Source organism: Lysobacter humi (ex Lee et al. 2017), from assembly GCF_054781815.1.
Genome location: NZ_BAAGTR010000006.1, coordinates 68,767 through 93,720 on the forward strand (window position 1 = coordinate 68,767; position 24,954 = coordinate 93,720).

General features: G+C 71.3%; 28 protein-coding genes. 11 read left to right on the forward strand and 17 right to left on the reverse strand.

The annotated features are described in order from the left end of the window. Window positions 1-87: 87 nt before the first annotated feature. Complete coding sequence (locus ACYVJJ_RS05805) at window positions 88-1,098, forward strand: LysR family transcriptional regulator (protein ID WP_460831884.1); 1,011 nt, start codon at window positions 88-90, stop codon at window positions 1,096-1,098. Here the strand turns inward: ACYVJJ_RS05805 and ACYVJJ_RS05810 are convergent. From ACYVJJ_RS05810 to ACYVJJ_RS05855, 10 genes are all read right to left on the reverse strand, one after another. Then, window positions 1,095-1,922: a methylated-DNA--[protein]-cysteine S-methyltransferase gene (locus tag ACYVJJ_RS05810; protein ID WP_460831885.1), complete on the reverse strand. Its 828-nt coding sequence runs from the start codon at window positions 1,920-1,922 to the stop codon at window positions 1,095-1,097. The genes ACYVJJ_RS05805 and ACYVJJ_RS05810 overlap by 4 nt on opposite strands. A 306-nt stretch (window positions 1,923-2,228) precedes the next feature. Further along, window positions 2,229-4,406 (reverse strand): carboxy terminal-processing peptidase, encoded by a 2,178-nt coding sequence (locus ACYVJJ_RS05815; RefSeq protein WP_460831886.1) that lies wholly within the window; start codon window positions 4,404-4,406, stop codon window positions 2,229-2,231. Window positions 4,407-4,670: 264 nt separating this feature from the next. Continuing rightward, window positions 4,671-5,684, reverse strand: a complete 1,014-nt coding sequence (gene lipA / locus ACYVJJ_RS05820; protein ID WP_460831888.1) for a lipoyl synthase — start codon at window positions 5,682-5,684, stop codon at window positions 4,671-4,673. A gap of 272 nt (window positions 5,685-5,956) precedes the next feature. Continuing rightward, window positions 5,957-6,646, reverse strand: a complete 690-nt coding sequence (gene lipB, locus ACYVJJ_RS05825) for a lipoyl(octanoyl) transferase LipB (RefSeq protein WP_460831890.1) — start codon at window positions 6,644-6,646, stop codon at window positions 5,957-5,959. Next, window positions 6,634-6,912 carry a DUF493 family protein gene (locus tag ACYVJJ_RS05830; protein ID WP_460831892.1) on the reverse strand — a complete coding sequence of 93 codons (279 nt, stop codon included), beginning with the start codon at window positions 6,910-6,912 and terminating at the stop codon, window positions 6,634-6,636. Before ACYVJJ_RS05830 ends, lipB begins: the two co-directional genes overlap by 13 nt. Before the next feature lie 83 nt (window positions 6,913-6,995). After that, on the reverse strand, window positions 6,996-8,201 hold the full coding sequence (locus ACYVJJ_RS05835; protein WP_460831893.1) for a D-alanyl-D-alanine carboxypeptidase family protein: 1,206 nt from the start codon (window positions 8,199-8,201) through the stop codon (window positions 6,996-6,998). 42 nt (window positions 8,202-8,243) lie between these two features. Continuing rightward, the gene (locus tag ACYVJJ_RS05840) at window positions 8,244-9,521 is read right to left on the reverse strand and encodes a septal ring lytic transglycosylase RlpA family protein (protein ID WP_460831950.1); all 1,278 of its coding nucleotides are present in this window, start codon (window positions 9,519-9,521) and stop codon (window positions 8,244-8,246) included. Further along, window positions 9,497-10,633: a lytic murein transglycosylase B gene (mltB, locus tag ACYVJJ_RS05845; RefSeq protein WP_460831894.1), complete on the reverse strand. Its 1,137-nt coding sequence runs from the start codon at window positions 10,631-10,633 to the stop codon at window positions 9,497-9,499. Before mltB ends, ACYVJJ_RS05840 begins: the two co-directional genes overlap by 25 nt. Window positions 10,634-10,666: 33 nt before the next feature. Further along, window positions 10,667-11,080, reverse strand: coding sequence for a VanZ family protein (locus ACYVJJ_RS05850; protein ID WP_460831896.1), 414 nt, complete (start codon window positions 11,078-11,080; stop codon window positions 10,667-10,669). Beyond that, entirely contained in the window at window positions 11,080-12,285 is a 1,206-nt protein-coding gene (locus tag ACYVJJ_RS05855; RefSeq protein ID WP_460831898.1) for a class I SAM-dependent methyltransferase, read from the reverse strand. The genes ACYVJJ_RS05850 and ACYVJJ_RS05855 overlap by 1 nt, the downstream gene beginning before the upstream one ends. 73 nt (window positions 12,286-12,358) lie before the next feature. Between ACYVJJ_RS05855 and ACYVJJ_RS05860 the strand changes: the two genes are divergently transcribed. Beyond that, the gene (locus ACYVJJ_RS05860) at window positions 12,359-13,111 is read left to right on the forward strand and encodes a pteridine reductase (protein ID WP_460831899.1); all 753 of its coding nucleotides are present in this window, start codon (window positions 12,359-12,361) and stop codon (window positions 13,109-13,111) included. A gap of 12 nt (window positions 13,112-13,123) precedes the next feature. On the opposite strand, the gene folK is transcribed toward ACYVJJ_RS05860, so the two are convergent. The 3 genes from folK to tsaD are packed head-to-tail and all read right to left on the reverse strand — an operon-like array spanning window position 13,124 to window position 15,073. Further along, window positions 13,124-13,618 carry a 2-amino-4-hydroxy-6-hydroxymethyldihydropteridine diphosphokinase gene (gene folK, locus ACYVJJ_RS05865; protein WP_460831901.1) on the reverse strand — a complete coding sequence of 165 codons (495 nt, stop codon included), beginning with the start codon at window positions 13,616-13,618 and terminating at the stop codon, window positions 13,124-13,126. After that, window positions 13,615-13,971: a dihydroneopterin aldolase gene (folB, locus tag ACYVJJ_RS05870; protein WP_460831902.1), complete on the reverse strand. Its 357-nt coding sequence runs from the start codon at window positions 13,969-13,971 to the stop codon at window positions 13,615-13,617. Before folB ends, folK begins: the two co-directional genes overlap by 4 nt. A gap of 43 nt (window positions 13,972-14,014) precedes the next feature. After that, entirely contained in the window at window positions 14,015-15,073 is a 1,059-nt protein-coding gene (gene tsaD, locus ACYVJJ_RS05875; RefSeq protein ID WP_460831903.1) for a tRNA (adenosine(37)-N6)-threonylcarbamoyltransferase complex transferase subunit TsaD, read from the reverse strand. 143 nt (window positions 15,074-15,216) lie between these two features. Between tsaD and rpsU the strand changes: the two genes are divergently transcribed. Further along, window positions 15,217-15,432 (forward strand): 30S ribosomal protein S21, encoded by a 216-nt coding sequence (rpsU, locus tag ACYVJJ_RS05880; protein ID WP_115647413.1) that lies wholly within the window; start codon window positions 15,217-15,219, stop codon window positions 15,430-15,432. A 96-nt stretch (window positions 15,433-15,528) separates the two neighbouring features. Here the strand turns inward: rpsU and ACYVJJ_RS05885 are convergent, their stop codons facing one another. The 3 genes from ACYVJJ_RS05885 to ACYVJJ_RS05895 form a co-directional block, all read right to left on the reverse strand. Further along, window positions 15,529-16,308: a hypothetical protein gene (locus tag ACYVJJ_RS05885; RefSeq protein ID WP_460831905.1), complete on the reverse strand. Its 780-nt coding sequence runs from the start codon at window positions 16,306-16,308 to the stop codon at window positions 15,529-15,531. A 155-nt stretch (window positions 16,309-16,463) separates the two neighbouring features. After that, window positions 16,464-16,901 carry a hypothetical protein gene (locus tag ACYVJJ_RS05890; protein WP_460831907.1) on the reverse strand — a complete coding sequence of 146 codons (438 nt, stop codon included), beginning with the start codon at window positions 16,899-16,901 and terminating at the stop codon, window positions 16,464-16,466. A gap of 104 nt (window positions 16,902-17,005) precedes the next feature. Then, window positions 17,006-17,761, reverse strand: a complete 756-nt coding sequence (locus tag ACYVJJ_RS05895; RefSeq protein WP_460831908.1) for an HAD family hydrolase — start codon at window positions 17,759-17,761, stop codon at window positions 17,006-17,008. A 113-nt stretch (window positions 17,762-17,874) separates the two neighbouring features. Between ACYVJJ_RS05895 and ACYVJJ_RS05900 the strand changes: the two genes are divergently transcribed. The 3 genes from ACYVJJ_RS05900 to ACYVJJ_RS05910 all read left to right on the forward strand — a co-directional run bounded on the left by ACYVJJ_RS05900 (window position 17,875) and on the right by ACYVJJ_RS05910 (window position 22,170). Beyond that, window positions 17,875-18,375 carry a hypothetical protein gene (locus tag ACYVJJ_RS05900; RefSeq protein ID WP_460831910.1) on the forward strand — a complete coding sequence of 167 codons (501 nt, stop codon included), beginning with the start codon at window positions 17,875-17,877 and terminating at the stop codon, window positions 18,373-18,375. 147 nt (window positions 18,376-18,522) lie between these two features. Continuing rightward, complete coding sequence (locus tag ACYVJJ_RS05905) at window positions 18,523-19,128, forward strand: DNA-3-methyladenine glycosylase (RefSeq protein WP_460831912.1); 606 nt, start codon at window positions 18,523-18,525, stop codon at window positions 19,126-19,128. Between the two features lie 108 nt (window positions 19,129-19,236). Beyond that, window positions 19,237-22,170 carry a bifunctional diguanylate cyclase/phosphodiesterase gene (locus ACYVJJ_RS05910; protein WP_460831915.1) on the forward strand — a complete coding sequence of 978 codons (2,934 nt, stop codon included), beginning with the start codon at window positions 19,237-19,239 and terminating at the stop codon, window positions 22,168-22,170. On the opposite strand, the gene ACYVJJ_RS05915 is transcribed toward ACYVJJ_RS05910, so the two are convergent. Next, a complete protein-coding gene (locus tag ACYVJJ_RS05915) occupies window positions 22,164-22,736 on the reverse strand; it encodes a hypothetical protein (protein WP_460831916.1) in 573 nt (190 codons plus the stop codon). The two genes, ACYVJJ_RS05910 and ACYVJJ_RS05915, sit on opposite strands and share 7 nt — an antisense overlap. A gap of 124 nt (window positions 22,737-22,860) precedes the next feature. Here ACYVJJ_RS05915 and ACYVJJ_RS05920 point away from each other — a divergent pair, with 124 nt between their 5' ends. From ACYVJJ_RS05920 to ACYVJJ_RS05940, 5 genes are read left to right on the forward strand one after another with little or no spacing between them, the layout of a single operon-like run. Next, window positions 22,861-23,070 (forward strand): hypothetical protein, encoded by a 210-nt coding sequence (locus tag ACYVJJ_RS05920; RefSeq protein ID WP_460831918.1) that lies wholly within the window; start codon window positions 22,861-22,863, stop codon window positions 23,068-23,070. A gap of 9 nt (window positions 23,071-23,079) precedes the next feature. After that, window positions 23,080-23,268, forward strand: a complete 189-nt coding sequence (locus ACYVJJ_RS05925) for a hypothetical protein (RefSeq protein WP_460831920.1) — start codon at window positions 23,080-23,082, stop codon at window positions 23,266-23,268. A 4-nt stretch (window positions 23,269-23,272) separates the two neighbouring features. Then, window positions 23,273-23,620, forward strand: coding sequence for a thioredoxin family protein (locus tag ACYVJJ_RS05930; RefSeq protein WP_460831921.1), 348 nt, complete (start codon window positions 23,273-23,275; stop codon window positions 23,618-23,620). Window positions 23,621-23,651: 31 nt separating this feature from the next. Continuing rightward, on the forward strand, window positions 23,652-24,485 hold the full coding sequence (locus ACYVJJ_RS05935) for a phytanoyl-CoA dioxygenase family protein (protein WP_460831923.1): 834 nt from the start codon (window positions 23,652-23,654) through the stop codon (window positions 24,483-24,485). Window positions 24,486-24,544: 59 nt separating this feature from the next. Then, window positions 24,545-24,865 carry a hypothetical protein gene (locus ACYVJJ_RS05940; RefSeq protein WP_460831924.1) on the forward strand — a complete coding sequence of 107 codons (321 nt, stop codon included), beginning with the start codon at window positions 24,545-24,547 and terminating at the stop codon, window positions 24,863-24,865. Window positions 24,866-24,954: the final 89 nt, after the last annotated feature.

Consider the following 24,954-nt stretch of genomic DNA (forward strand, 5'->3'; position numbering starts at 1 on the left):
ACAGTTCGGGGAAAAATTATCCCGTCGCCGGGACAAAAGGCGTAACGTCCGCATGCGATCCTGCGCCCGTCCCCAAGGAGCCCGGCCATGTCCCGCGATCTCAACGACACCCTCGTCTTCGTCAAAGTGGTCGAGCACGGCAGCTTCATCTCCGCCGCGCGCGCCCTGCGCCTGCCCAAGACGACCGTGAGCCGCAAGGTGCAGGACCTCGAGACGCGGCTCGGTGCACAGCTCCTGCATCGCACCACGCGCAAGCTCGGCCTCACCGAGGCGGGCAATGTCTACTTCGAGCATTGCCAGCGCATCGCGCGCGAGCTCGACGAGGCCGAGAGCGCGGTGAGCCAGTTGCAGGGCGGGCCGCGCGGCTGGCTGCGCGTCACCGCGCCGTATTCGATCGGCATGACGTGGATCGCGCCGCTGCTCGGCGACTTCCACGCGCTGCATCCGGAAGTGCGTGTCGAGATGGTGCTCACCAACGAGCCGCTCGACCTCATCGACAAGGAGATCGACGTCGCGCTGCGCGTCGGCCACCTCCCCGATTCCAACCTCGTCGCGCGCAAGCTCGGCACGTTCCGCTCGCAGGTGTACGCGAGCCCCGGTTATGTGGCTCGCCACGGCGAGCCGCTGCATCCCGACGACCTGCAGCACCATCGCGCGCTCACGTTCTCCAAGTACCGCCGCAACGGCGCGTACTGGTGGGCGCTGTCGGACGGCGAGCGCACGGTCGACTACCGTGTCGACCCCGTACTCGTCGCGAACGACCCGGGCTTCCTCACCGGTGCGCTGATGTGCGGCGAAGGGCTGATGCTGACCAGCGACATCACCGCGAAGGCGTATGTGGAGCAGGGTCTGGTGCGACGCGTGCTCGCCGGCTGGGTCGGCCCGGAAGTCGACTGCAATGCGGTGTTCCCGAAGGGGCGCGTGCAGTCGCCGAAAGTGCGTGCCTTCGTCGACTTTCTCGTCGAGCGCCTGAACTTCGATGCCGACTACATGCAGGTGATCTGCCCGCACCGGAAGCGGCTCGAGGAGGAGGGCGTGGTGTTCGCGGCGGTCGCCGAGGAGATCGCGCGCGCGGGGGAAGCGGCGAGCGCGGCCTAGCCGGCTTCGCGCTCCAGCACGCGTGCCTTCAGCGGCAGGCCCCAGCGGTAGCCGCCGAGCGAGCCGTCGCCGCGCACCACGCGGTGGCAGGGCACGAGGATCGCGACGCGATTGCCGGCGCAGGCGCGCGCTACCGCACGCGCGCCGCGTGGTGCACCGAGCGACTCGGCGAGTTCGCGATAGCTGCGCGTCTCGCCGCGCGGAATGCGCATGAGCGCCTGCCAGACCCGCGTCTGGAAGGCGGTGCCGACGAGATCGATCTCGACATCCGTCGCGATGCCCGCAAGCGCGTCCGCCACCGCGCGCAGGCGCGGCGCGAGGAATTCGTCGCGCCCGGCATCGACACGCTCGAGCGACGCGCGTGGGAATTCGCGGCGCAGGCGTGCCTCGAGCTCGACATCGTCGTCACCCAGCTCGACCGCGCAGATGCCGCGCAGCGTCGTGGCGACCAGCGCACGGCCGAGCGCGGTGTCGATCAGGCTCCAGCGGATCACTTCGCCCGCGCCACCGCGCGAATAGCGCGCGGGCGTCATGCCCAGCCGCGCGGCGCCCGCGTCGTAGACGCGCGAGGCCGAGCCGTAGCCCGCTTCGTAGATCGCGTCGGTGGCCTCCAGCCCGTCGCGCAGTGCCTGCTTCAGCCGGCCGAGCTTGCGTTGCGCGAGGTATTCCGCCGGGCTCAGGCCGAAGCGCGCGGTGAAGCGGCGCTGCAGGTGCGCGGGGCTCAGGCCGACGGCGTGGCCGAGCTCGGCGAGCGTGGGCTCGCCGGCGTCGAGCAGGGCGCGGGCGCGATCGAGGCGGGGATCGGGGGCGGCGTTCGTGCGCATGGAGGCAGCGTAGTGCGGCCGGATGCGAACGGCTATCCGATTCATGCGCTGCGCTGCGCGTGCGCGTCGACGGCAGGGTCGTTCATGCTGCCTGCGGGAAGCATCCCGCGGCGCTCCGGTCCGTTCCGGGCGCCGCCGGCCATGGCGCGTTGAAGCGTCGCCGAATGCACGTGTCCGCGGTTTCAACCGACGCGCGATGCCGCGCGGTCGAGCCTGGACCGCGCATCGATCCATGCCGCACGCGTGGGCCCAGAACGAAACGGGGCGCCTCGCGGCGCCCCGTTCGAATACACACACCTGGGTCGATCAGTCCGCCCAGTGCCCCGGCGTCTGCGCGGTCGGCAGCACCTTTGCCGAGAGCTGGCGATCGGACTCGAGCAGGCGCACGGCGTCGGCGAGGATCGCCGAGGCCTCGCGCAGCAGCGGGTCCGGGCGCTTCTCGGCGAGCTTCTCGCGCTGCGCGTCCTTGGCGATGTCGCGCTCGCCGGCCTGCAGGCCGTCGTCGACGTCGTCGGCCAGCGGGTCGAGCGCGAGGCCCGCGGCTTGGCGCGCGAGCTGGCGCTCCTTGCGCTTGGCGTCCTCGCGATCGCGCTCGGCGCGGCGCTCGGCCTCGTTGAGCGAGACCGACTTCTCCGCGCGCTCCTTGCGGAACTGCGCGACGTCCTGCGACCACCACTGGAACTCGCGGTCGCTCGCGATGCGCGCGAGGTGACGCTGCGTGAGCGTCGGCATGATCGGGCGGAAGTCGCCATACGAGGTGTGCGGCACCGAGGCGATGCGTGTCCACGGCAGCGCGTTGTCGTAGGTGCTCTCGCCGAACTCGCTGGCGTCCACCGACGCCGGGAAGGCGATGTCCGGCACCACGCCCTTGTGCTGCGTCGAGCCGCCGCTCACGCGGAAGAACTGCGCGATGGTGAGCTTGACCTGGCCGTAGCGGTCCTCCTGGCTGATCGGCCAGCGGTCGAGGTCCACGAGGTTCTGCACGGTGCCCTTGCCGAACGTGGTCTCGCCGATGACGAGGCCGCGGCCGTAGTCCTGGATCGCGCCGGCGAAGATCTCCGACGCCGAGGCCGAGCCGCGGTTGATCAGCACCGCGAGCGGGCCGGTCCACACGATCTGGTCGTCGTCGTCGCCGTTGACCGAGACGCGGCCGCCGGACTCGCGCACCTGCACCACGGGGCCCTGGTCGATGAACAGGCCGGTGAGCTCGACGGCCTCGTCGAGCGAGCCGCCGCCGTTGTTGCGCAGGTCGAGCACCACGCCGTCGACGTTCTGCTGGCGCAGCACCTGCAGCAGCTTGGCGACGTCGCGCGTGGCCGAGGCGTAGTCGGCCGCATTGCGGCGACGCGCCTCGAAGTCCTGGTAGAAGGTCGGCAGCTTGATCACGCCGATCTTCTGCGCGGGGCCGCCGTTCGTGCCCGGGATCTCGATCGTCTCGGCCTTCGCCGCCTGGTCCTCGAGGCGCACGCGCTCGCGCACGATGGTGATGCGGTTGGGCTTGCTGTCCAGGCCCGCCTCGGCCGGAATCACGTCGAGCCGTACGCGCGTGCCCTTGGCGCCGCGGATCTTGGCCACGACGTCGTCGATGCGCCAGCCGACCACATCCTCCATCGCACCGCTGTCGCCCTGGCCGACCGCGACCACGCGATCGCCCGGCTTGACCTTGCCCGTCTTCGACGCGGGCCCGCCCGGCACGATCTCGCGGATCGCCACGACGTCGTCCTGCTTCTGCAGCACGGCGCCGATGCCCTCGAGCGTGTTGCTCATCGACAGGTTGAAGTTGTCGGCCGAGCGGGGGGTGAAGTAGTCGGTGTGCGGATCGATCGCGTTCGCGTAGGCGTTGAGGAACGTCTGCACGACGTCCTCGCCCTTGAGCTCGGCCACGCTCGTCGCGACGTTCGCATAGCGCTTGTCGAGCGTCTTGCGGATGTCCTCGGGCTGCTTGCCGGCGAGCTTCAAGCGCAGCCAGTCGTTGCGCACGGACTGGCGCCAGACCTGGTCGAGCTCGCCCTCGTTCGCCGCCCACGGCACGTCCTCGCGGTCATAGACGAAGCGGTCGTTGCCGGTGAAGTCGAAGATGTCCTGCTTGAGCAGGTCGCGCGCGTACTGCGAGCGCGCCTTCGCGCGCTGCATGTAGGCCTCGAAGATCGCGTACGCCGGCGCGATGTCGCCCGACTTGATCGCATCGTCGAGCTGCAGCTTGTGCGCGTCGAACTTCGCGATGTCCGCCGCGGTGAAGAACTGCTTGTTCGGGTCGAGCGACTCGAGGTAGCGGCGGTAGACCTCCTGCGACAGCGCATCGTCGAGCGCGCGCGGCCGGTAGGCGTAGCGGCTGTCGGAGAGCCAGCCGTGCAGCAGCTCGGCGGCCTTGGCCTGTTCGGCCGTGGGCGACAGCGGGGTGGCGGAGGACGCCGCGTCGGGCCGGGCGAGCAGCGCGACCGGGACGGCGAGGAACAGCGCGAGCAGGGAGGTCTTGAGCTTCATCGATACCGGGCGGTGGGCCGCCGAATCAGGGTCCGGCGGGCGTGCCGGAGGGTCCACGGTGGACGCGGTTGTGACCGCGCTCCAGTGCCGAAAGTTGCATGCACGGCATGCCTGCATCTGAACGCGATCGGCGCGCGACTGCAAGCCGCGCGGGCCGGCGGTCGGCGCGCGTTCAGGCGGTTTCGTGGGGTGCGTCACCCAGCGGCGGTCGGCGCCGTCATGCTCCGGCACGGATGCATCGCCCCGTGGGACGCAGCGTGCCGGTCAGGCGGTCTCCACGACGCCCGCTTCGATCGCCGAGCGGTCGGCGTGATAGGACGAGCGCACCAGCGGCCCGGACGCCACGTGCGTGAAGCCGAGCGCATAGCCGAAGTCCTCCAGCTGCTTGAACTCGTCGGGCGTCCAGTACTTCATCACGGGGTGGTGGTGCGGCGTCGGCTGCAGGTACTGGCCGATCGTCACCATGTCGACGTCGTGCGCGCGCAGGTGACGGAGCGTGTCCTGCACCTGCTCCATCGTCTCGCCGAGCCCGAGCATCACGCCCGACTTGGTCGCGACCTCGGGATGCTGCGCCTTGAAGCGCTTGAGCAGCGTCAGCGACCACTGGTAGTCGGCGCCGGGGCGCACGTTCGGATACAGGTCCGGCACCGTCTCGATGTTGTGGTTGAAGACGTCCGGCGGGCTCGTCGCGAGGATCTCCAGCGCGCGGTCCATGCGGCCCTTGCCGCGGAAATCCGGCGTGAGCACCTCGATCTTTGTGCGCGGCGAATGCGCGCGGATCTCACGGATGCAGTCGACAAAATGCTGTGCGCCGCCGTCGCGGAGGTCATCGCGGTCGACGCTGGTGACCACCACGTAGCGCAGGCCCATGTCCGCGACCGTCTGCGCGAGCTTGAGCGGCTCGCCGGCATCCGGCGGCTTCGGACGGCCGTGGGCGACGTCGCAGAAGCTGCAGCGGCGCGTGCAGACCTCGCCGAGGATCATGAAGGTGGCGGTACCGTGGCCGAAGCATTCGTGGATGTTCGGGCAGCTGGCTTCCTCGCAGACCGTGACGAGGCGGTTCTCGCGCAGCTTCGCCTTGAGGTTCGCCACTGCATTGCCCGACGGGATGCGCACGCGGATCCACGACGGCTTGCGCAGCACCGGCGCGTCCTCGAACTTCACCGGACTGCGCGCGATCTTGTCGCCGCCGAGCTGCTTGGCGCCCTCGACCAGCGGCGCGGGCGCGCCCGCGTCGACGACGGCGAGGGGGATCGTGCGGGAGACGGACTCGGACATGGCGATGGCCTGTGGGCGGCGGTCCGGCCGGGGCCGGGCGGGTATTGTCCCGCGCCGCGGGGTCGAACGCCAAAGCGCGGTTCGTGCATCGATGGAACGTCGCGGGCGGTCGGGTGGGATGCCGGCGGTAGGATGCGCCGGGGCACGGGCGAAACGGGCGGCTCGTGGCGTGTCGGGCGCGAAGACGGCGATCGCCGCGCCGACCGGAGCAGCGGTCGCGTCGCGCCGCAGGGGGTATCGCGAAGGCCCGACCCACCGGGCCGGGCGAGGCTTCAGGCCTCGGCCAGTGGCGGCCCGGTGACGACGAAGCCCGGCTGGTCCGCCACCTCGATCGTCCGCAGCCCGAACTGGCGGGCGACGTGCGCGACCAGTGCCGGCTTGACCACCTCGAGCCCCGACGGGCCGCCGAGGTCGGCCAGGCTCGTCACCTGCAGGCCGGCGTAACCGCAGGGATTGATCCGGCGGAACGGCTCGAGGTCCATCGCGATGTTGAAGGCGAGGCCATGGAACGTGCAGCCGTGGCGCACGCGGATGCCCAGCGCACCGATCTTCGCGTCGCCGACGTAGACGCCGGGCGCGCCGGCGCGGCGCACGGCCTCGATGTTCCAGTCGGCGAGTGTGTCGATCATCGCCTGCTCGACCTTGCAGACGTAGTCCTTCACGCCGACCTTCAGCCGGCGCAGGTCGAGCAGCGGATACAGCACGATCTGGCCGGGGCCGTGGTACGTGACTTGGCCACCGCGGTCGACGTGCAGCACCGGGATGTCGCCGGGCATCAGAACGTGCTCGGGCTTGCCCGCCTGCCCGAGGGTGAAGACGGGCTCGTGCTCGACCAGCCACAGCTCGTCGGCGGTAGCCTCGGTGCGCGCATCCGTGAAGGCCTGCATGGCGCGCCACACCGGCTCGTAGGCACGCCGGCCGAGGTCGCGCACGTGCGCGGCGGGCAGGCTCACAGCGTCCACTTCACGTCCGGGTGCTCGCGCAGCAGCGCGTGCGCGCGATCGTGCGCGTCGCGGTCGGGGGCGAGGAACGGAATGCGCACCGAGACGTACTTGCCGTTCGACGACGGCTTCCAGCTCACGCCGCCGTGCAGCACCTGCACGCCGGCCTCGGCGAGGCGGCGCGGAAGCACGGAGGGCAGGTCGGCCGAAGCCAGGCCCATCGCGCACAGCTCGAACTCGCCGGGGAACTGGAAGCCGTGCTCGGGATTGTCGGAATGGATGTCCATGCGCGGATTATGGGGACGATTGCACGCGCGCCAACGGGCGCCGGAAATGACGGAGCCGGCGTTCGCCGGCTCCGTCGGGTTAATCAGGATTCCCACCACATCAGCAGTTCGTGCCAGAGGCGCTTGAAGAAGCCCGCTTCCTCGACGGCTTCGAGCGCCACCAGCGGGCGCTGCACGAGCACCTTGCCGTCGAGCATCACCTTCACGCTGCCGATCTGCTGGCCCTTCTTCACCGGGCCGATCAGCGACTTCGGCACGTCCATCACCGGCTTGAGCTGCGGGTAGCGCCCGCGCGGCAGGGTGACCAGCAGCGGCTGCGCGAGGCCCAGGCGCACCTCGTTCTGCGCGCCCTTCCAGACCTTCTGCACCGCGATCTGCTTGTTCGCCGCATACAGCGGATGTGTCTCGAAGAAGCGGAAGCCCCAGTTGAGCAGCGCCTGCGAGTCGTTGGTGCGCTGGTCGACCGAGGTCGAGCCCATCACCACCGAGATCAGGCGCTGGTCACCGCGCTTGGCCGAGGCCATCAGGCAGTAGCCCGCCGCGCCGGTGTGGCCGGTCTTGATGCCGTCGACGGTGGAATCGCGCCACAGCAGCAGGTTGCGGTTGTCCTGCTGGATCGGGCCGACCTTGAACGACTTGATCTTGTTGTAGCTGTAGGCCTCGGGGAAGTCGCGGATCAGCGCGCGGCCGAGCAGCGCGAGGTCGCGCGCGGTCGACATGTGCCCCTCGGCCGGCAGGCCGTGCGGATTGACCCAGTGCGTGTTCTTCAGGCCGATGCGCTTGGCGTACTGGTTCATCAGCGCGGCGAACGCCTGCTCGCTGCCGGCGGCGTGCTCGGCCAGCGCGATCGCGGCGTCGTTGCCCGACTGCACCACCATGCCGATCTCCATCTGCTCCAGCGGCGCCGTCTTGTTGACCTCGAAGCCGGAGTAGGAGCCGTCGGTGCCCGCGCCGCCGGAGCGCCAGGCGTTCTCGGTCATCATGACCTGGTCGTCGCGCTTGATCTTGCCGCCCTTGAGCTCGGCGGCGATCACGTAGCTCGTCATCACCTTGGTGATGCTCGCCGGCTCCACCGGCATGTCGACGTTCTCGCCGGCCAGCACGTTGCCGCTGGCGAAATCGATCAGCACCCACGACTTCGCCACCGGCTTGGGCGGCGGCGGGACGGGCAGCGCCTCGCTCGCGGTCGGTGCGGGCGCGGGCACGGCGGGCTGGGCGACGGCGAAGCCGAGGCCGACGGTGAGGCAGGCGGCCGAGAACAGGCTCGCAAGGCGGAACGTGGCGGTCATGGGGGACTCCGGGCCGGCGGACCGGCGGGTGGATCGAATGGATTAGTCGTGGACGCGGCGCGGTGCGGCGAAGCCGAGGCCGGCGAGGCGGGCGACGAGCGCGGGCTCGGCCTCCGCGGTGAGCGGGCCGACGCGCAGGCGCCAGACCGGCTGGCCGTTGGACAGCGCGTCGTGCAGGCGGGCTTCGGCGATGCCGGCCTGCCGGAGCGTGGCCAGCGCGCGGTCGGCATTGTCGCGCGAGGCGAAGCTCGCGAGCTGCAGGACGATGCCGCCGGTCGCGCCGGGAGCGGCGATCGGGGCGGGCGCCTGCACGGGGACGAACACGGGTGCCGGAGCCGTCGCCGGGGCCGCGCGCACGGACTGCGGTGCCGCAGGCGCCGGTGCATCCACCGATGCCACGGACGGCGCCATCACCGGTGCCGGGCGGCCCGTCGCGATGCGCACGCCGCGCTGGCCCATCCAGGCGTCGAATTCGCCCGCGGTCGAGGTACGGCCGCCCTGCTGCATGTCGAAGCGGTGGCCGTTCGCCGCCGGCGTGGGCAGCGGCACCGCGGTGGGCATCGGCGCGGCCGGGGGCAGTGCGGCGACGACGGTGTCGAGGCCGGTCGGCGGCGCTGCCTGCGCGAAGGTGGAGCCCGTGGCCGGGTCACCCGGCTGCAGCGCCTCGACGCGCACGCGGCCGGTGCCGGCCGGATGGATGCCGAGCTTCACCGCGGCGGCGAGGCTCAGGTCCATCACGCGCCCCTCGTGGAACGGGCCGCGGTCGTTCACGCGCACCACCACGCTGCGGCCGTTCTGCAGGTTCGTGACGCGCGCGAAGCTCGGCAGCGGCAGCGTCTTGTGCGCCGCGGAGAAGGCGTACATGTCGTACACCTCCCAGTTCGAGGTGCGGCGGCCGTGGAACTTCTCGCCGTAATAGCTCGCGAGGCCTTCCTCCGTATAGCCGCGGGTGTCGTCGAGCACGCGGTATTCGCGGTCGAGCACGGTGTAGACGGGCTTGTTGCCGAGCTTGGAGCGCGGCAGCGCCACGACCTGCGGCTCCGGAATGCACGTGACGTCCGGCACCGCGCCCGGCACGCGGTCGCGCTCGCCCGGACGGAACAGGCCGCCGGCCACATAGTCGCCACGCTTGGACAGATCCTCCTGCGCGGGCGCGTACGGGGACACGCCGCTGCAGCCCGAGGCGACCGGGGGCGGGACGACGACAGGACCGGGGGCGACGGCGGGCGCGCGGCTGCGCGGAGCGCTGGCGCAGGCGGCGAGGCCCGCGCACAGCAGGACGACGACGGTGTTCTTCATGGGGCCGGGGCGGCTCCGGATGCGACGGGGAGCGGCGGGATGTCCCGGCCGGCGATCGACTCGCTCAGCTGGTACACCGCCATCGCGTAATGCTTGGAGATGTTATAGCGGGTGATCGCGTAGAAATTGCGGAAGCCTAGCCAGTATTCGACGCCGTTCGCGCCGTCGTACTTGAGCGGCACCATCGGCACGCCCGGGGGCACCGCGCCGAGCGGCTGGTAGCCGCGGGCACGCAGCTCGGCGAGGGTGTAGATCGGATCGAGCGCCTCGGGCACGAACGGCGGCTTGGTCGCATCGAAGCTCGCGCGCACCGCCACCGGCGCGCCGCGCGTCCAGCCGCCCTTCTTCACGAAGTAGTTGGCGATCGAGTGGAAGACGTCGTCGGTGCTGTCGAACAGGTCGCGGCGGCCGTCGCCGTCGCCGTCGACCGCAAACTGGCGGTAGCTCGAGGGCATGAACTGGCCCCAGCCCATCGCACCCGCATAGCTGCCCTTGAGCTGGCTGATGTCGAAGCCGGTCTCGCGACCGAGCGCGAACAGCTCCATCAGCTCATTGCGGAAGAAGGCCTCGCGGCGATCCTCGCGTTCGGCCTTGGCCGGGTCGCCGGTGCGCGGGTACCAGAAGGCGAGGGTGTAGAGCGCATCGAGCACCGGATAGGAGCCCTTGTTGCCGCCGTACTGCGTCTCCACGCCGATGATCGCGGTGATGATCTCGGCGGGCACCCCGTGGCGTGCCTCCGCCGACGCCAGCGCGTCGCGATGCTCGGCCATGAAGGCGCGGCCGCCGTTGATCCGCGCATCGGTCATGAAGATCGGGCGGTAGTCGCGCCAGGGCTTGGCCTCGGCCGGCCGCGACATCGCCGCGATGATGCTGTCGCGCTTCTGCGCCTTGGCGAGCGTGGCCTCGATCACCGCCGGATCGAGCCCCGTGGCGCGTGCGGTGTCGCGCACGAACTGCGCGCGGGCCTGCTCGAACGGCATCCGGGGCAGCGGTGGCGGCAGCGGGTCGGTGCCGGGCGCGGCCGGTGGCACCACCGGCTGCGGCACCTGCGGTGGCGGCTGCATCGCGCAGCCGGCGAGAGCGAGGACGAGGGCGCATGCTCCGATGCGCGCGACGGTACGGGACGGGCTCATCGATTCGAGGTTATCACGCAGATTCCGCCCGCTTCACCGCGTGCTGCGGGAGCGCAGCGAGGATTCATCGATGTCACGACGCTCGAGGAACCGTGCGAAGCGGCCGTGGGCGAGCAGCTGCCCGAGCAGCGCGCCGAGCCCGTTGGCGACGACATCGGCCGGATCGGCTTCGCGCGACGTGGTGAGCGCCGCCTGCGCGGCCTCGATGCCGAGCCCGAACAGCATCACCAGGGCCGCGGCGGCCCAGCGCGCCCGCGCGGTCGCGAACAGCAGCACCGCATAGCCCGAGAGCGCCGCATAGCCGAGGAGGTGCTCGAGCTTGTCGAGGCCCTGCACCGAAGGTGTCGGCAGCTCGCGTGCGGGCATCAGGGAACCTACGGCGACGAGCGCGAACAGGGCGATCCAGCCCGCGACCGCCAGGCGCGGCCAGCGCAGCGGGCGAAGCATCACAGCCGGTGGCTCAGGTCGCCGGCCAGGAACGCAGCGCCGAACTCGACGTCCTTCGAAAAGCCCATCGCCTGGAAGCGCTCGCCCATCTCGGACGGCAGCGTCAGGCGTTTGACCTCGGCCGTGCGCTGCAGGCGTTCGACGTCGTCCTCGACCGACTCGATGCGCGCCAGCACGCCGGCAAGCCCATTGCCGAGCAGAAAGCTCGCCTGCGAGCAGTAGCCGGTGAAGTCGAAGCCCGCCGACAGCCCGGCCTCGCCGAGCGCGGTGAAGTCGACCGAGGCGGTGATGTCCTGCAGCCCCGGCCAGGCGAGGACGTCGCCGTGCACGTGGTGGCGGTAGTAGGCGCGCAGCGTGCCCTCGTCGCGATCGACCGCGTAGAACTCGTCGCGCGCATGGCCGTAGTCGACGAACAGCATCGCGCCGCGCTGCATGCCGCCGGCCACGGCCTGGATCCAGTACGGCAGCTGTGGCAGCACCTCGGAGCGGTAACCTTCCGGCAGCTCGCGGCCGATGCGGCGCTCGACGTGGCGCACGGCCTGCACGAGCATCGAATCGGCGGGCCGCCACTGGCTGACGAGGCGGTCGCCGTCGCTCGCGACGTATTCCTCCAACACCTCGCGGCCGCGGATCGAGAAGCGCGTCGTGGGCAGCGCGTCGATCACCTCGTTGGCGAACAGCACGCCGTTCCAGTCGTGCGGCACGGGGCCGTCGACCCACTCGACCAGCTCGAACAGCATCGGATGCAGGCGCTCGAACAGGCGCGCACGCTGGCGCTGGCGCAGCTCCGCGCTCGGCTCGAGGATCAGGTAGCGCGCGGGCAGCGCGTCGAGCTCCAGCAGGCGCATCAGGGCGACCTGCGCGAACGCGCCGGAACCGCCGCCGAGCTCGAGCACGAGCGCGCTCGGCCCGAGCTGCCGCAGCACTGGCGCGATCGCGTCGGCCACGCAGGCGGCGAACACCGGCCCGAGCTCCGGCGCGGTCACGAAATCGCCGGCTTCGCCGAACTTGGTCGCGCCGGCGCTGTAGTAGCCGAGGCCCGGCGCATAGAGCGCGAGTTCCATGTAGCGCGCGAAGGGGATCGCACCGCCGGCCGCCGCGATCTCCGCATGGATCTGCCGTGCCACCTGTTGGCTGTGCGCGCGCGCGTCGTCCGCGGGCTCGGGCAGGGCGGATAGGGCGCGGCGGGCGGGATCGATCGGCATCGTCGGGACAGGCGGGGACGGACCGGGCAGGATACGCCCGCGGTGCTGAAGGCCCGCGTCCACGGAATCGACCATGACGCTGCGAGATCCCTCCGAACGCCCGGTCGTGCTGGTGACCGGTGCCGCCCGTCGCATCGGCGCCGTGATCGCGCGGCGGTTGCATGCCGCCGGCTGCGACCTCGCATTGCACTACCGGCATTCGAAGACGGATCTGGACGCGCTGGTCGATGAATTCGAAGCCGTGCGACCGGGCAGCGTGCTCGCACTGCAGGCCGACCTTGCCGAATTCGACCGGCTGCCCGAGCTGGTCGCGCGCACGGTGGGCCGCTTCGGTCGGCTCGACGGGCTCGTCAACAATGCGTCCGGCTTCCGGCCGACGCCGCTGGGCGACGTCACCCCGGCCGACTGGGACGACCTGTTCGCGTCCAACGCGCGCGCGCCGTTCTTCCTCGCGCAGACCGCGGCGCCGCACCTCGGCGCCACGGGCGGCGCGATCGTCAACCTGGTCGACATCTACGCCGAGCGCCCGCTGCCACGGCACGCGGTCTACTGCATGGCGAAGGCCGCGCTGCTGATGGGCACCCGCGCGCTCGCGCTGGAGCTCGGGCCGCGCGTACGGGTGAACGCGGTGGCGCCGGGCGCGATCCTGTGGCCCGAGGACCCGGGCAATGCCGCCGCGCGCGAGGCGATGCTCGCGCGCACGCCGCTCGGCCGCATCGGCACGCCGGAGGAAATCGCCGAGGCGGTGCGCTGGCTGCTGTTCGACGCCACCTACTGCACGGGGCAGGTGATCGCGGTCGACGGCGGGCGGACGATCGCCGGCTGAGTCGCCGCGCGATCAGTGATCGAGGTCGACCGTCGCGAGAGGCACGTGGCGATCGGGATGCGCGCGCCATAGCGCGTCGAGCGTGCGACCGGTTCCCGGCACCTCCACCTGCGGCGCGATCTCCGCGAGCGGCCGCAGCACGAAGGCATGCTGCAACTCCGGGCGCGGAATGCGGAGGTTGCCCGTGCCTTCGAGCACGCGGTCGTCGAACAGGACGACGTCGACGTCCAGCGTGCGGCTCGAGAACCGCGGCGCGCTGCGGTCGCGGCCGTGCGCGGCCTCGAGTGCGTGCAGCCAGTCGTTGAGCGCCTCGGGCTCGAGGTCGCTGTCGACGATCGCCGCCGCATTGACGAAATCCGGCCCGTCGAAGCCGACCGCGGGCGTGCGATAGGCACACGAAACCACCACCGCGCCGAAGCGCGCACGCAGCGCGTCGAGCGCCGCGCGCAGGTGGCGCTCCGGTTCCAGGTTGCTGCCGAGGCTCAGGTAGGCGCGCCCGCCGCTCATGCGTCGCGCGACCGCTCGATCGACACGCCGACCGCGCGTGCGCCGCGCACCGCGCCCGGCTTGCTCAGCTTCAGGCGCAGGCGCTGCACGGGGAACTCGGCGAGCACCGTCTCGGCCACGCGCTCGGCCAGCGTCTCGACGAGCCCGAAGCCGGAGGCCTGCACGTACTCACGGATGCGGTTGCTCACCGCCTTGTAGTCGAGCGTGTGCGCGATGTCGTCGCTCGCGGCGGGCACGCGGTTGTCGAAGGCCATCTCGAGGTCGAAGACCAGCGGCTGGCGCACGCGGCGTTCCCAGTCGTAGATGCCGATCAGCGCCTCGATCTCGAGGCCTTCGATGAAGACGTGGTCCATGGGCGGCGGTCGGGGCGTGGGGTCGGCCATCGTAGCGGGCGCCTCAATGCGCCGCCGCGATCTCCACCGCCGGCAGCGTCGCCATGTCCCAGCGCGGCGTGACGTGCACGCCGAGGTCCTCGCGCTGGCCCGCCTGCAGGCGCAGCGCGCCGGCGAAGGCGATCATCGCGCCGTTGTCGGTGCACAGCACCGGGGGCGGGAAGCCGACGTGCGCGCCGCGCTTTTCCGCGAGCTCGTGCAGCCGCGCCCGCAGGCGCCGGTTCGCGCCGACGCCGCCGGAGACCACCAGCCGGCGGAAGCCCGTGGCGTCGAGCGCGCGCGCGCACTTGATCGCGAGCGTCTCGACCACGGCGTCCTCGAAGCCGCGCGCGACGTCGGCGCGCGTGGCCTCGGACTGGTCGCTGTCGCGCCAGGCGAGCAGCACCTGCGTCTTCAGCCCGCTGAAGCTGAAATCCAGGCCGGGGCGGTCGGTCATCGGCCGCGAGAAGCGGAAGGCGCCCGGCCGGCCGTGCTCGGCGAGCGCGGCGAGCTGCGGGCCGCCCGGGTAGGGCAGGCCCATGAGCTTGGCGGTCTTGTCGAAGGCCTCGCCGGCGGCGTCGTCCAGCGTCTCGCCGAGCAGGCGGTAGCGGCCGATGCCGTCGACCCCGACGAGCTGCGTATGCCCACCCGAGACGAGCAGGGCGACGAACGGCTCGGGCGCCTGTCCGGCATGCAGCGCGGCGCGCTGTGCGGCGTCGTCCATCAGCGGCGCGAGCAGGTGGCCTTCCATGTGATGCACGGCGATCGCGGGAACCTCGAGCGACCAGGCCAGCGCCCGCGCCACCCCGGCGCCGACCATCAGGGCGCCGACGAGCCCGGGGCCGGCCGTGTAGGCGATGCCGTCGACGTCGCGCAGTGCCAGGCCCGACTCGCCCAGGGTCTGCCGCACCAGCGGGAGCAGCTTGCGAACGTGGTCGCGGCTCGCCAGCTCCGGCACCACGCCGCCGTACTGCGCATGTAGCGCGATCTGGCTGTAGACCGCATGCGCACGGAGCCCCTCGCGGCTGTCGTACAGGGCGACGCCGGTCTCGTCGCAGCTCGTCTCGATTCCGAGGACTTTCAAGGGCTTGCCTTCGATGGCGGCCCGGCGGGGCACGCGCTGTTCAAGAAAAGTGAGGGCGTGGCTTGCGACGCCGCGTCGACAGCCGATATCATAGGCGGCTCGCCTGGCCTGTGGCCGGCGGTCCCAATCACCCGAGATTCCGTATGCCGAGCGTCAAAGTCCGCGAAAACGAGCCTTTCGAGTTTGCCCTGCGCCGTTTCAAGCGCACCTGCGAGAAGGCCGGCGTCCTCGCCGAGACCCGCAAGCGCGAGTTCTACGAGAAGCCGACCCAGGAGCGCAAGCGCAAGGCCGCCGCGGCGGTGAAGCGCCAGGCCCGTCGCTCCTCGCGCGACGTGACCAAGCGTCAGCGCATGTACTGAGCCGGCTCGTCCGGCACTGCAGCGTCGAAGACCAGCCGACCGTGCCCTGCGCGGTCGGCTTTTCTGCGTCTGCGTGAAGGCGCGGCGGGGCCTGTGCTAGCGCCCGTTGCCCTTGCCGCCGGGCTTCGGGCCCCGGTCCTGCGCCGTGCCACCGGCGCCTTTGCTGCCCGGCTTCGCGCCCCGAGTGCGCACCGCGTCGTCGCCGACGGCGGGCTTGCCGGGCTTCCCGCTTGCCGCATGTTCAGGCGCGTTGCCCTGCTGAACGCCCGGCCGGCCATCGGGGGTGTCACCCGGGTCGTTCCTGCGGGGTGGCTTGCCGGGCGTGGGGGGTGGCTTGGCTCCGCCGCCCGCGTCGCGCGTTGCCGGTGATTCCACGCGGCGCCCCGGAAACGCCCGGGCGAGGTCGGCGTCGATGCGCAGCGGCCGCGCCCAGCGGTCGTACGTCGGCACGAAGCCCTTCTTGAGTGCATGGAACTGCGGCGAGCCCGGGGCGATCCCGAGCCGCTGCGCGAGCGCACCCCAGCCCGCCGTGCGATCGCGCTCGTAGTCCTCGGCGACTGCCCGGCACGGACGCCCGGCCTGCATGGCGAGCGCACAGGCGAAGTAGACGTCGCCGGGCGACCAGCCGCGGCGGCCGAGCAGCTCGAGCACGAGCTCGCGCGGAGCGCGGTGATAGCGCACGAGCTCGTCGATGAACGGATCGCGATAGGCGCGGCCGTAGTCGTTGATGTCGTCCAGCCGCGCGTCGATCCATGCATCGCCGGTGCGGGGACCGGGCGCGACGGCCGCGTCCTGCGCGAGCACCGGCGTCGCGCAGGCGAGCAGCGCGGCGACGAGTACCCCGCGCAGGCGTGTGGACGTGGGGGACGGGCGCATGGGCGGGCTCCGGGAGGCGCGCGCATCGTCGGACCGATGCGGTTAAGCGCGCATGATCCGTGCCGCGATGCGCCACGCCGGCGCGCAGCCGACCGGCGGCATGAAAAAGGCCACGGCCGGAGGGCCGTGGCCTCGTGACGCCAACAGATCAGGCCTTAGTAGCCGCGATAGCCGTAATTGCGACGATCCGCGCGCGGGTCGTAATACTCGACCTTGCACTTGCCATGCTTGTTGCACTTCTGGCGCTGGCCACGATTGTCGTGGTAGCCGACGGCCCGGCCGTACGGCGCGGTCGCACCGATGCGGTAGCCGTAGCGGCTGTCGTAGCCATTGTCGTAGCCATAGCGCGGGTCGGTCGCGACGCGGTAGTACACCGGACGGCCGTAGCGGTCGCGGCCCATCACCAGGCGATCGTCGGCGCTGTAGTCGCCATGGCGGTAGTAGGGCTGGTTGCCACGCATCACGACATCGGCGATGTCGACGATGGTGCGAACCAGGTCGGCGGACTGCGCCTTCGCGGGAGCCGGCACCAGCGCGGCCGCGCCGAGTGCGGCGGCGAGAGCGGCGGGGGCGAGCCAACGGGCGGTAGCCATGGAGATCTCCTCGAGCACGTCCCGCACCATGCGGGGCACGGGTCGACCTTGCGCGCCGTCGGGTGAACCCGTTTTTAACCGGCCCGCTGCCTGTTCAGGTTCGCTCAGCTCGCGCTCATCGACGCTTGGGCCATGCGCATTGCCGCCTCGATGTCGGCGATCGCCGACGGCAGGGATTCGGCGGACGAAACCTCGCGCAGGCGCGTGCGGTCGTCGAGCTGGAACTCGCGTTCGTGCACCCAGGTGGTGTGGTACGGCATGTGGACGCCCCAGCCACCGAGCGCGAGCACCGGTGCGATGTCCGAGCGCAGCGAATTGCCCACCATCACGAAGCCTTCCGGCGCGATGCCGAACTCGTCCATGAGGCGTGCATAGGTCGGCACATCCTTCTCGCTGACGATCTCGATGCGGCGGAACAGGTGCGACAGGCCCGAATCGCGCACCTTGGCTTCCTGGTGGAACAGGTCGCCCTTGGTGATGAGCACGACCGGATGGCGCTCGGCGATCGTCTCCACGGCCTCGCGAATGCCCGGCAGCAGCTCCACCGGATGTCGCAGCAGGCGCTGGGCGAGCATGACGATGCGGTGGATGTCTTGCGCGCGGACGCGCCCGTCGGTCATCTCGATCGCGGCCTCGATCATCGAGAGGGCCATGCCCTTCACGCCGTAGCCGAAGATCGCGATGTTGCGTTTTTCCACCGCGTAGAGGCGTTCGTGCAGCGCGGCGTCGCCGAGCTCGACATAGGGCGCGAGCAGCGCCTCGAACTCGGCCTGCGCTTCGTCGAAGAAGTCCTGGCTGCGCCAGAGGGTGTCGTCGCCGTCGAAGCCGACGAGGCGCGCGTGGGGTGTGCTCGATGCCATGCGCGCAGTATCCCAGACCGCGCCCCGCGCGCGTCCCTCACGCCTCTTGCACCGCCCGGAACCGACGCTGGCGCGGTCGGCGCGTCGCCCGCGCCCCGGATCAGGAGAGCCCGATGAAGACCCGTCACGTCTACAGCACCGACAACCTCGAGGTCACCCGCGCGGCGATGCGCGCCGCGCGCGAGGCCGGCATCGGCGAGGACTGCATCATGCTGGTCGCGCGCTCGGACATCGAGCTCGACTCGATCTCCAACGACCACAAGGAAGCCGACGGCGACTTCAAGCACGGCGCGCTCAAGGGCATGGCCGCGGGCGGCACGACCGGGCTGCTGCTCGGCCTCGGCGCGATGGTGCTAGGGCCGATCGGCATCACGCTCGCCGGCGTCGGGATCGCGGCGCTCGCCGGCACCGCGATCGGCGGCATGGCCTCGTCGATCTTCGGCGCGGCGCTGCCCGATCCGGTTCGGCAGAAATTCGACGATGAGATCTCCGCCGGCAAGATCCTGCTGGTGGTGGATACCGACGACGCCACGCAGCAGGTCGCCGGCCCGGCGATCGAGGCTTCCGGCGCGCAGCTTCTGCCCTACACGAGCACCGTCGCGGCCTCGGGCTGATCAGCCGCTGCAGGCCCGTAGCGCGAGGTTCAGCACGACGGTCAGCACGATCGAGGCGACGATGCTGAAGAGGCAACCACTGGTCTTGACGCGGACGGGCATGGGCATGGATGGCAGCGAAGGGCCGTTGACGGTGGCCGGGCGCGCGTGAACCCGCCGTCGCCCGTCGGCCGTGGGCGACGCCTGCCGAGCGCGTTCTACCGGCGCGATCCGCGCATCGTCGCGCCCGAGCTGCTCGGCAAGGTGCTGGTGCGCGGCGACGGCCGGCGCGGCCGGATCGTCGAGACCGAGGCCTACTGCGGGGCCGAAGACCCGGCGGCGCACAGCTACCGCGGCCCGACGCGGCGCAATGCGACGATGTTCGGCCCGCCGGGCCGGTTGTACGTCTACTTCACCTACGGCATGCACTGGTGCTGCAACCCGGTCTGCGGGGAGGCCGGCGAGGGCGTGGCAGTGCTGCTGCGCGCGCTGGAGCCGCTCGCGGGGCTGGAACGCATGCGCGCCGCACGCCCGGCCGCGCGCACCGACCGCGACCTCTGCCGCGGGCCGGCGCGGCTCTGCCAGGCCTTCGACATCGCCGGTGGCGACGATGGCGCCGACCTGATAACAGGCAGTGATGGACTGTGGATCGAGGACGATGGGGTCGCGCCACCCGCCGTGCCCACGGCGCGGCCCCGGGTCGGGATCCGCCATGCCGCCGACGCCCCGTGGCGCTGGTACGTGCCCGGCAGCCCATGGATCTCGCGGGCCTGAACCGGTGGGGCAGGCCCTTCAAGAATCTCCCCTGTCCGGCCGATACCGCGGTCAGGACGCGCCCGGCTCGGACGTCGGCAGTGGGCATCCGCGCCCGGGGATGAGGACATGGGGACTGCACTGAGCGTGGCCAGACAAGTCGACATCGGCATCGACGATGCGCCCGGCCCAAGCCGCGTGCCGACCGAGCTGCTCGACGCCGCCGACATCCCCGCCTTCGCGCGGCGGGTCGCGGCGCAGTTGCGCGAGTCCGGCTTCGGGCAGGTCGCCGTGGTCTGGCGCCTGGCCGGCGGTGAGATCGAAGTGCACGATCCGCTCGCGCTGCGGCCGGGCGACATCGACGTCGCCCTCGCCGCGCGCGACGGCGACGGCTGGGCCTGCGACGCGCGCGGCCGCATGGCGGCCTGCATCGAGGTGCAGGGCGGCGGCGACAGCATCGGCGTGGTCGTGGACGGCGACATCGGCGCGCGGGCCGCCCTGCAGGCGCAGTGCGAGCTGCTCGCGCCGATCGCACGCGCGGTCTTCGAGAAGGCGCGGCTGACCGACTCGCTGCGTGCGCTCGAACGCTCCGAGCAGCTGCAGTCGGCGCTGTTCCAGATCGCCGACATGGCGAGCTCGGAAATGGATCTCGCGGACATGCTCCCCGAGCTGCACGCGATCGTCGGCCGCTTCATGTACGCCGAGAACTTCTACATCGCGCTGTACGACGACCAGAAGGACGCGATCCGCTTCATCTACCTCGTCGACACCGAGGACGAGCTGGTCCGGCCGGCCGACCAGTTCATCTCGATGGACGTGCTCGAGCGCGGTCTGACCTGGTACGTGATCCGCGACAAGCACCCGCTGATGGGCTCGATGGACGAGATCCGGCAGCAGATCTCCGGGCCCATGCGCGACATCGGTGCGGATTCGGTCGACTGGATGGGCGTGCCCATCATGGTCGGCGACCGCGTGCGCGGCGTGCTGGTGGTGCAGAGCTACGTCGAGCGGCCGCGCTACACGCCGTCGGACCAGGCGCTGCTGTCGTACGTGGGCAGCCACATCCTTACCGCACTCGACCGCAAGCTCGCGCAGGAAGAGCTGGAGCGTCGCGTCGAGGAGCGTACGCAGGAGCTCACGCTCGAGATCCAGGAGCGCCAGCGCAGCGTAAAGGTGCAGGAGACCCTCTACCGTATCGCCGAGCTCTCGCACACGGCGACCAACCTCGACGAGTTCTACGCCGCGGTGCATCGCATCGTCGGCGAGTTCCTCGATGCGCGGAACTTCTACATCGCGCTGCTCTCCGACGACGGCGAGTACCTGCACTTCCCGTATTTCGTCGACCAGTACGGCAAGCATGCCGAGAGCCGGCGCGTGGGCCTGGGCATTTCCGAGTACGCGATGCGCTACGGGCGCCCGCTGCTGCTCGACATGTCCGAGCCGGCGACGCGCGACCACATCCAGGACCTGCGCGACCGCGGCGAGCTGGCGCCGATCGGCAAGATCTCCGAGGCGTGGCTGGGCGTGCCGCTGGTGCTCGGCGACCGCGTCATGGGCCTGCTCGCGGTGCAGAGCTATACGCCGGGCGTGGGCTATACCGACCGCGACCGCGAGCTGCTCACCTTCATCAGCTACCAGATCGCCAACGGCCTGGAGCGCCAGCGCGCCGCCGCCGAGCTCAAGAACGCGTATGCCGACCTCGAGCGCCGCGTCGCCGAGCGCACGATCGAGCTGTCCGAGCAGATCGAGGTGCGCGAGCAGATCGAGCAGCGCCTGAAGCACGAGGTGCTGCACGACTCGCTCACCGGCCTGCCCAACCGCGCCTACCTGCGCGACCAGCTGGTGCGCGCGCTCGCGCATCGCGAGCGGGATCCGTCGTACCGGTTCGCCGTGCTGTTCATGGACCTCGACCGCTTCAAGGTGATCAACGATTCGGTCGGCCACCTCGTCGGCGATGCGCTGCTCAAGGAAGTCGCAAGGCGGTTCTCGCGCTGCGTGCGGGGCGGCCGCGACATGGTCGCGCGCCTGGGCGGCGACGAGTTCGCGATCCTCATGGAGCTTGACGGCCCCGAGGTGGCCCTGCGCATGGGCCAGCGCGTGATCGACGCGCTCAAGGAGCCCGTGCGGGTGGAAGGCAAGGAGCTGTTCACGGGCGTGAGCGTGGGCATCACCCTGAGCTCGCCGCACTACTCCAGTCCGGAGGACCTGCTGCGCGACGCCGACATCGCGATGTACCGCGCGAAGGCCGGCGGTCGCCATCGCATCGAGGTCTTCGACGAGCAGCTGCACGAGCAGGCGTTGCAGCTGCTCGAGATCGAGAGCGATCTGCGCCGCGCGATCACGCGCCGCGAGTTCGAGCCCTATTTCCAGCCGATCGTGCGCCTTTCGGACGCGCGCGTGATCGGCTATGAGGCGCTGATGCGCTGGAACCATCCCGAGCGCGGCGTGCTGGCGCCGGGTGCGTTCCTGCACGTGGCCGATGCGAGCGGGAGCATGGAGCCGATCGACTGGCAGGTCTTCGAGCGCACGCTCGAGATGCTGCCCGCGCTCGTGCAGCCCGGCCAGTACGTGAACCTCAACTTCTCGCCGCGGCACTTCCGCTCCACGGATCTGGACACGCGCTTCCTCGAACTCATCGCCGCCAAGGGCGTGGATCCCTCGCAGGTGCGCATCGAGGTCACCGAAGGCGCACTGCTGGAGAACCCCGAGCAGATCGGGCAGGTCTTCGACCGCCTGCGCGAGCACGGCGTGCTGATCGCGCTGGACGACTTCGGCACCGGCTATTCGTCACTCTCCTACCTGCATCGCTTCAAGCTGCACACGGTGAAGATCGACCGCTCCTTCATCAACGACCTGCGGCTGGAGGACGAGGGCGGCAGCACCGCGGTGGTGCGGGCGATCCTGGCGCTCTCGCGCGCGCAGAAGCTCGAGGTGGTGGCCGAGGGCATCGAGAACGAGGCGCAGCGGCAGGCGCTGATGAGCCTGGGCTGCGAGCTCGGGCAGGGGTATTACTTCGCCAAGCCCGGCTCGCTCGGCTCGATCCTCGCCGCGCGCGGTCAGTGACGGGCGCGGCAGGCGTCGAGCACCGGGCGTAGTGCGCGCCCGGGCGCGTCGACGTGCAGCGTCTCGTCGCCGGTGATCACCGCGAGGCGGGGCGTCGCCAGCAGGCGATCGAGCGCCGGCGCATCGAGCGCGATGCGGGTGACGAGGTCGGCGCCGAGCGTGGTCGCGACGCGCTCGGCCGGGAAATCCATGCGTACGCCGTCGGCCTCGAGCGTGAGGATGCGGACGTCCCCGGGCAGGGCGTGCGCCTCGCGCGTGAGCACGATGCGGCCAGCGTCGTCGTCGCATTCCAGGCGGAGCACCGCCTCGCTCGCGGGCGCGCCCCAGGCGGCGAACGGTGCACCGTCGGCACGGCCCTCGAACCACTGGCCGCCGCTCGGCGCCGCGGCGGGTGTTGCGTCGGCCTCGGCGTGGGTGTGGACCGCGACGGGAGCCGGTGCGACGGGAGCCGGTGCGGCGGGGCCGGGCGCGATCGCGGCGGCCGGCGCGGCCGGCGGCGCCGGCGCCGTGCAGGCGGCCAGCAGGCACGTCAGGGCGAGGCAGGCGGGCAGGAGCGTTCGGGCCATTCCCGGAAGCTAGCGCGTTTCCGCGAAGAGAGCGTCAGTGTGCGCTTATCGAGGCCCTCACTTCCCGCTGCTGCGGGCGTAACGGCGATCGGCCTAGCGTTGACGCTCCCGATGGAGACACGGCATGGGCACGAACATCCACGAGAAGCATCGCAACGACGCCGGCCGCTCGAACCCGCCGCCGGGGCCCGACAAGCTGGGCGGCGGCACGCATGCCCTGCGCGCCGGCAAGGACGGGCCGACGCAGCGCCGCAACTACCGGCCCGACGAGTCGCGGACCCGCGAGGAAGGGCGCGACGACCATCGAAACGGCTCCGATCACGGCGCCGACTGAGGAGGCCCCATGCGACCCGATCCCGCCCAGCAGCAGGTCACGCAGCAGTCCGGCAGGAAGGACCAGGCGAAGGACCTCGACCGCCACGGCCAGAAGGTCTCGCCGGCGAACCGTCCGGAAGCTCAGGCGGAGGACGACACGACGGCGCTCGACCGCAACCGCTCGCGCGACCCGAACTTCGGCCGCGGCCACCACTGACCCGATGGCGGCAAACGACGCCTGGGTCGCGCAGGAGCCGTCGCGCGACGCGGTCGACGCGATGCCCGGCCTCGTGCTGCTCGAGTTCGGCGCGCCCTGGTGCGGGCACTGCATCGCGGCGCGCCCGCTGCTCGAGCAGGTGCTCCACGATCGCGATGACGTGCACCACCTGCGCATCGAGGACGGCCGCGGCCGCCGCCTCGGCCGTTCCTTCTCGGTGAAGCTCTGGCCGACCTTCGTGCTGCTGCGCGACGGCGTCGAGTACGGGCGCCGCGTGCGCCCGACGCGCATGTCCGAGCTCGCCGCGCTGCTCGACGAGGCCGATGACGCCGCGGACACCGGCACGGGTTGATGATCCGAGTCCGCTTCCCGGAACCCCGCGCATGTCCCTCGACCCCGTCGCCGCGCCCTTCGACGTCGCCGCGATCCTCGGCGGCCTCTACGGCGACGGCATCATCGGCCTGAAAGGCGCGTTCGAGCCGGCCTGGGCCGATCGCATGCGCGAGGACATCGAAGTGCTCTTCGCCGACGCGCGCGCACGGCCAGGGGGCGCGGTCGGCCGCGGGCCCAATCGCTATTACGTCGAGATCCATCCCGAGCGGCTGCGCGGTTTCGTGGACCTCGCAACGCATCCGTGGGTGGTCACCGTCTGCGAGGCGGTCCTCGGGCCCGACTGGCGCATCGTCGAGATCGGCTTCGACGTGCCCGGCCCGGGCGCGATGAACCAGCCCTGGCATCGCGATTTCCCCTCGCCCGACGAGACGCGCATCGGGCGGCGCCTGAATTCGCTGGCTTTCAACCTCACCGCGGTGGACACCACCGAGGACATGGGCCCGTTCGAGATCGCGCCGGGCACGCAATGGGAGCCCGGCGAGGCATTCGAGCAGGGCATGTTTCCGCCCGAGAGCGAGGCCGCGCGCTACGCGGCGCGCGCGGTGCGCAAGCTGCCGATGCGCGGCGACATCTCCGCGCGCTCGGCGCTCACCATCCACCGCGGCACCGCGAACCGCTCGCAGCTCTCCCGGCCGGTGCTCGTGCTCGGCGTCGACGGCCCCACCGGCACCAATGCCGACAAGCACGACCTGCAATGCACGCGCGGCTACTTCGACGCGCTGCCCGAGGCGGTGCGCCGGCACCTGCACTGCCGCGTCGTCGACACGCTCGAGCCGATCGTGCAGCTGCACCAGATCGAGGGGCTGGTGATGGGCCGCGCGTGAGGCGTCGCCCCCGCTGCGACCGCGCTGCGTAGACTGGCCCGCCGCGTCGATCCCCGTCCGTGAGTGCATTCAACGAAGTCGCCGAATCGATCGTCGAGCATGCGGTCGCCCTGACCCGCCTCGATCGCCGCGAGCAGCCCGCCCGCCGCTGGCAGGCCATGTTCGACGAGCACGTGCATGCGATCCGCCTGCTCGCCGCGCCGCACCTCGCCGCCGGCGTCGACCGCAGCTTCCTCAAGGCGCTGCAACGCACCGCCCAGCGGGCCGATGGCGTATTCGTGCACCTGCCCGGCGACGAGGTCGAGCTCCTGGTCGACACGCGCGCGGGGCAGCTGCGCTTCACGCTGTGGTCGCCCGCCCGACTCCGTGAAGGCCGTTGAGCACGATGCCGCTCAAGTGCGGCGCATCGCCGTCGATACCGGAGACGGCAGCCCGAACCGCGGTGATCGACGCGCGTGTCGTCGCTGTC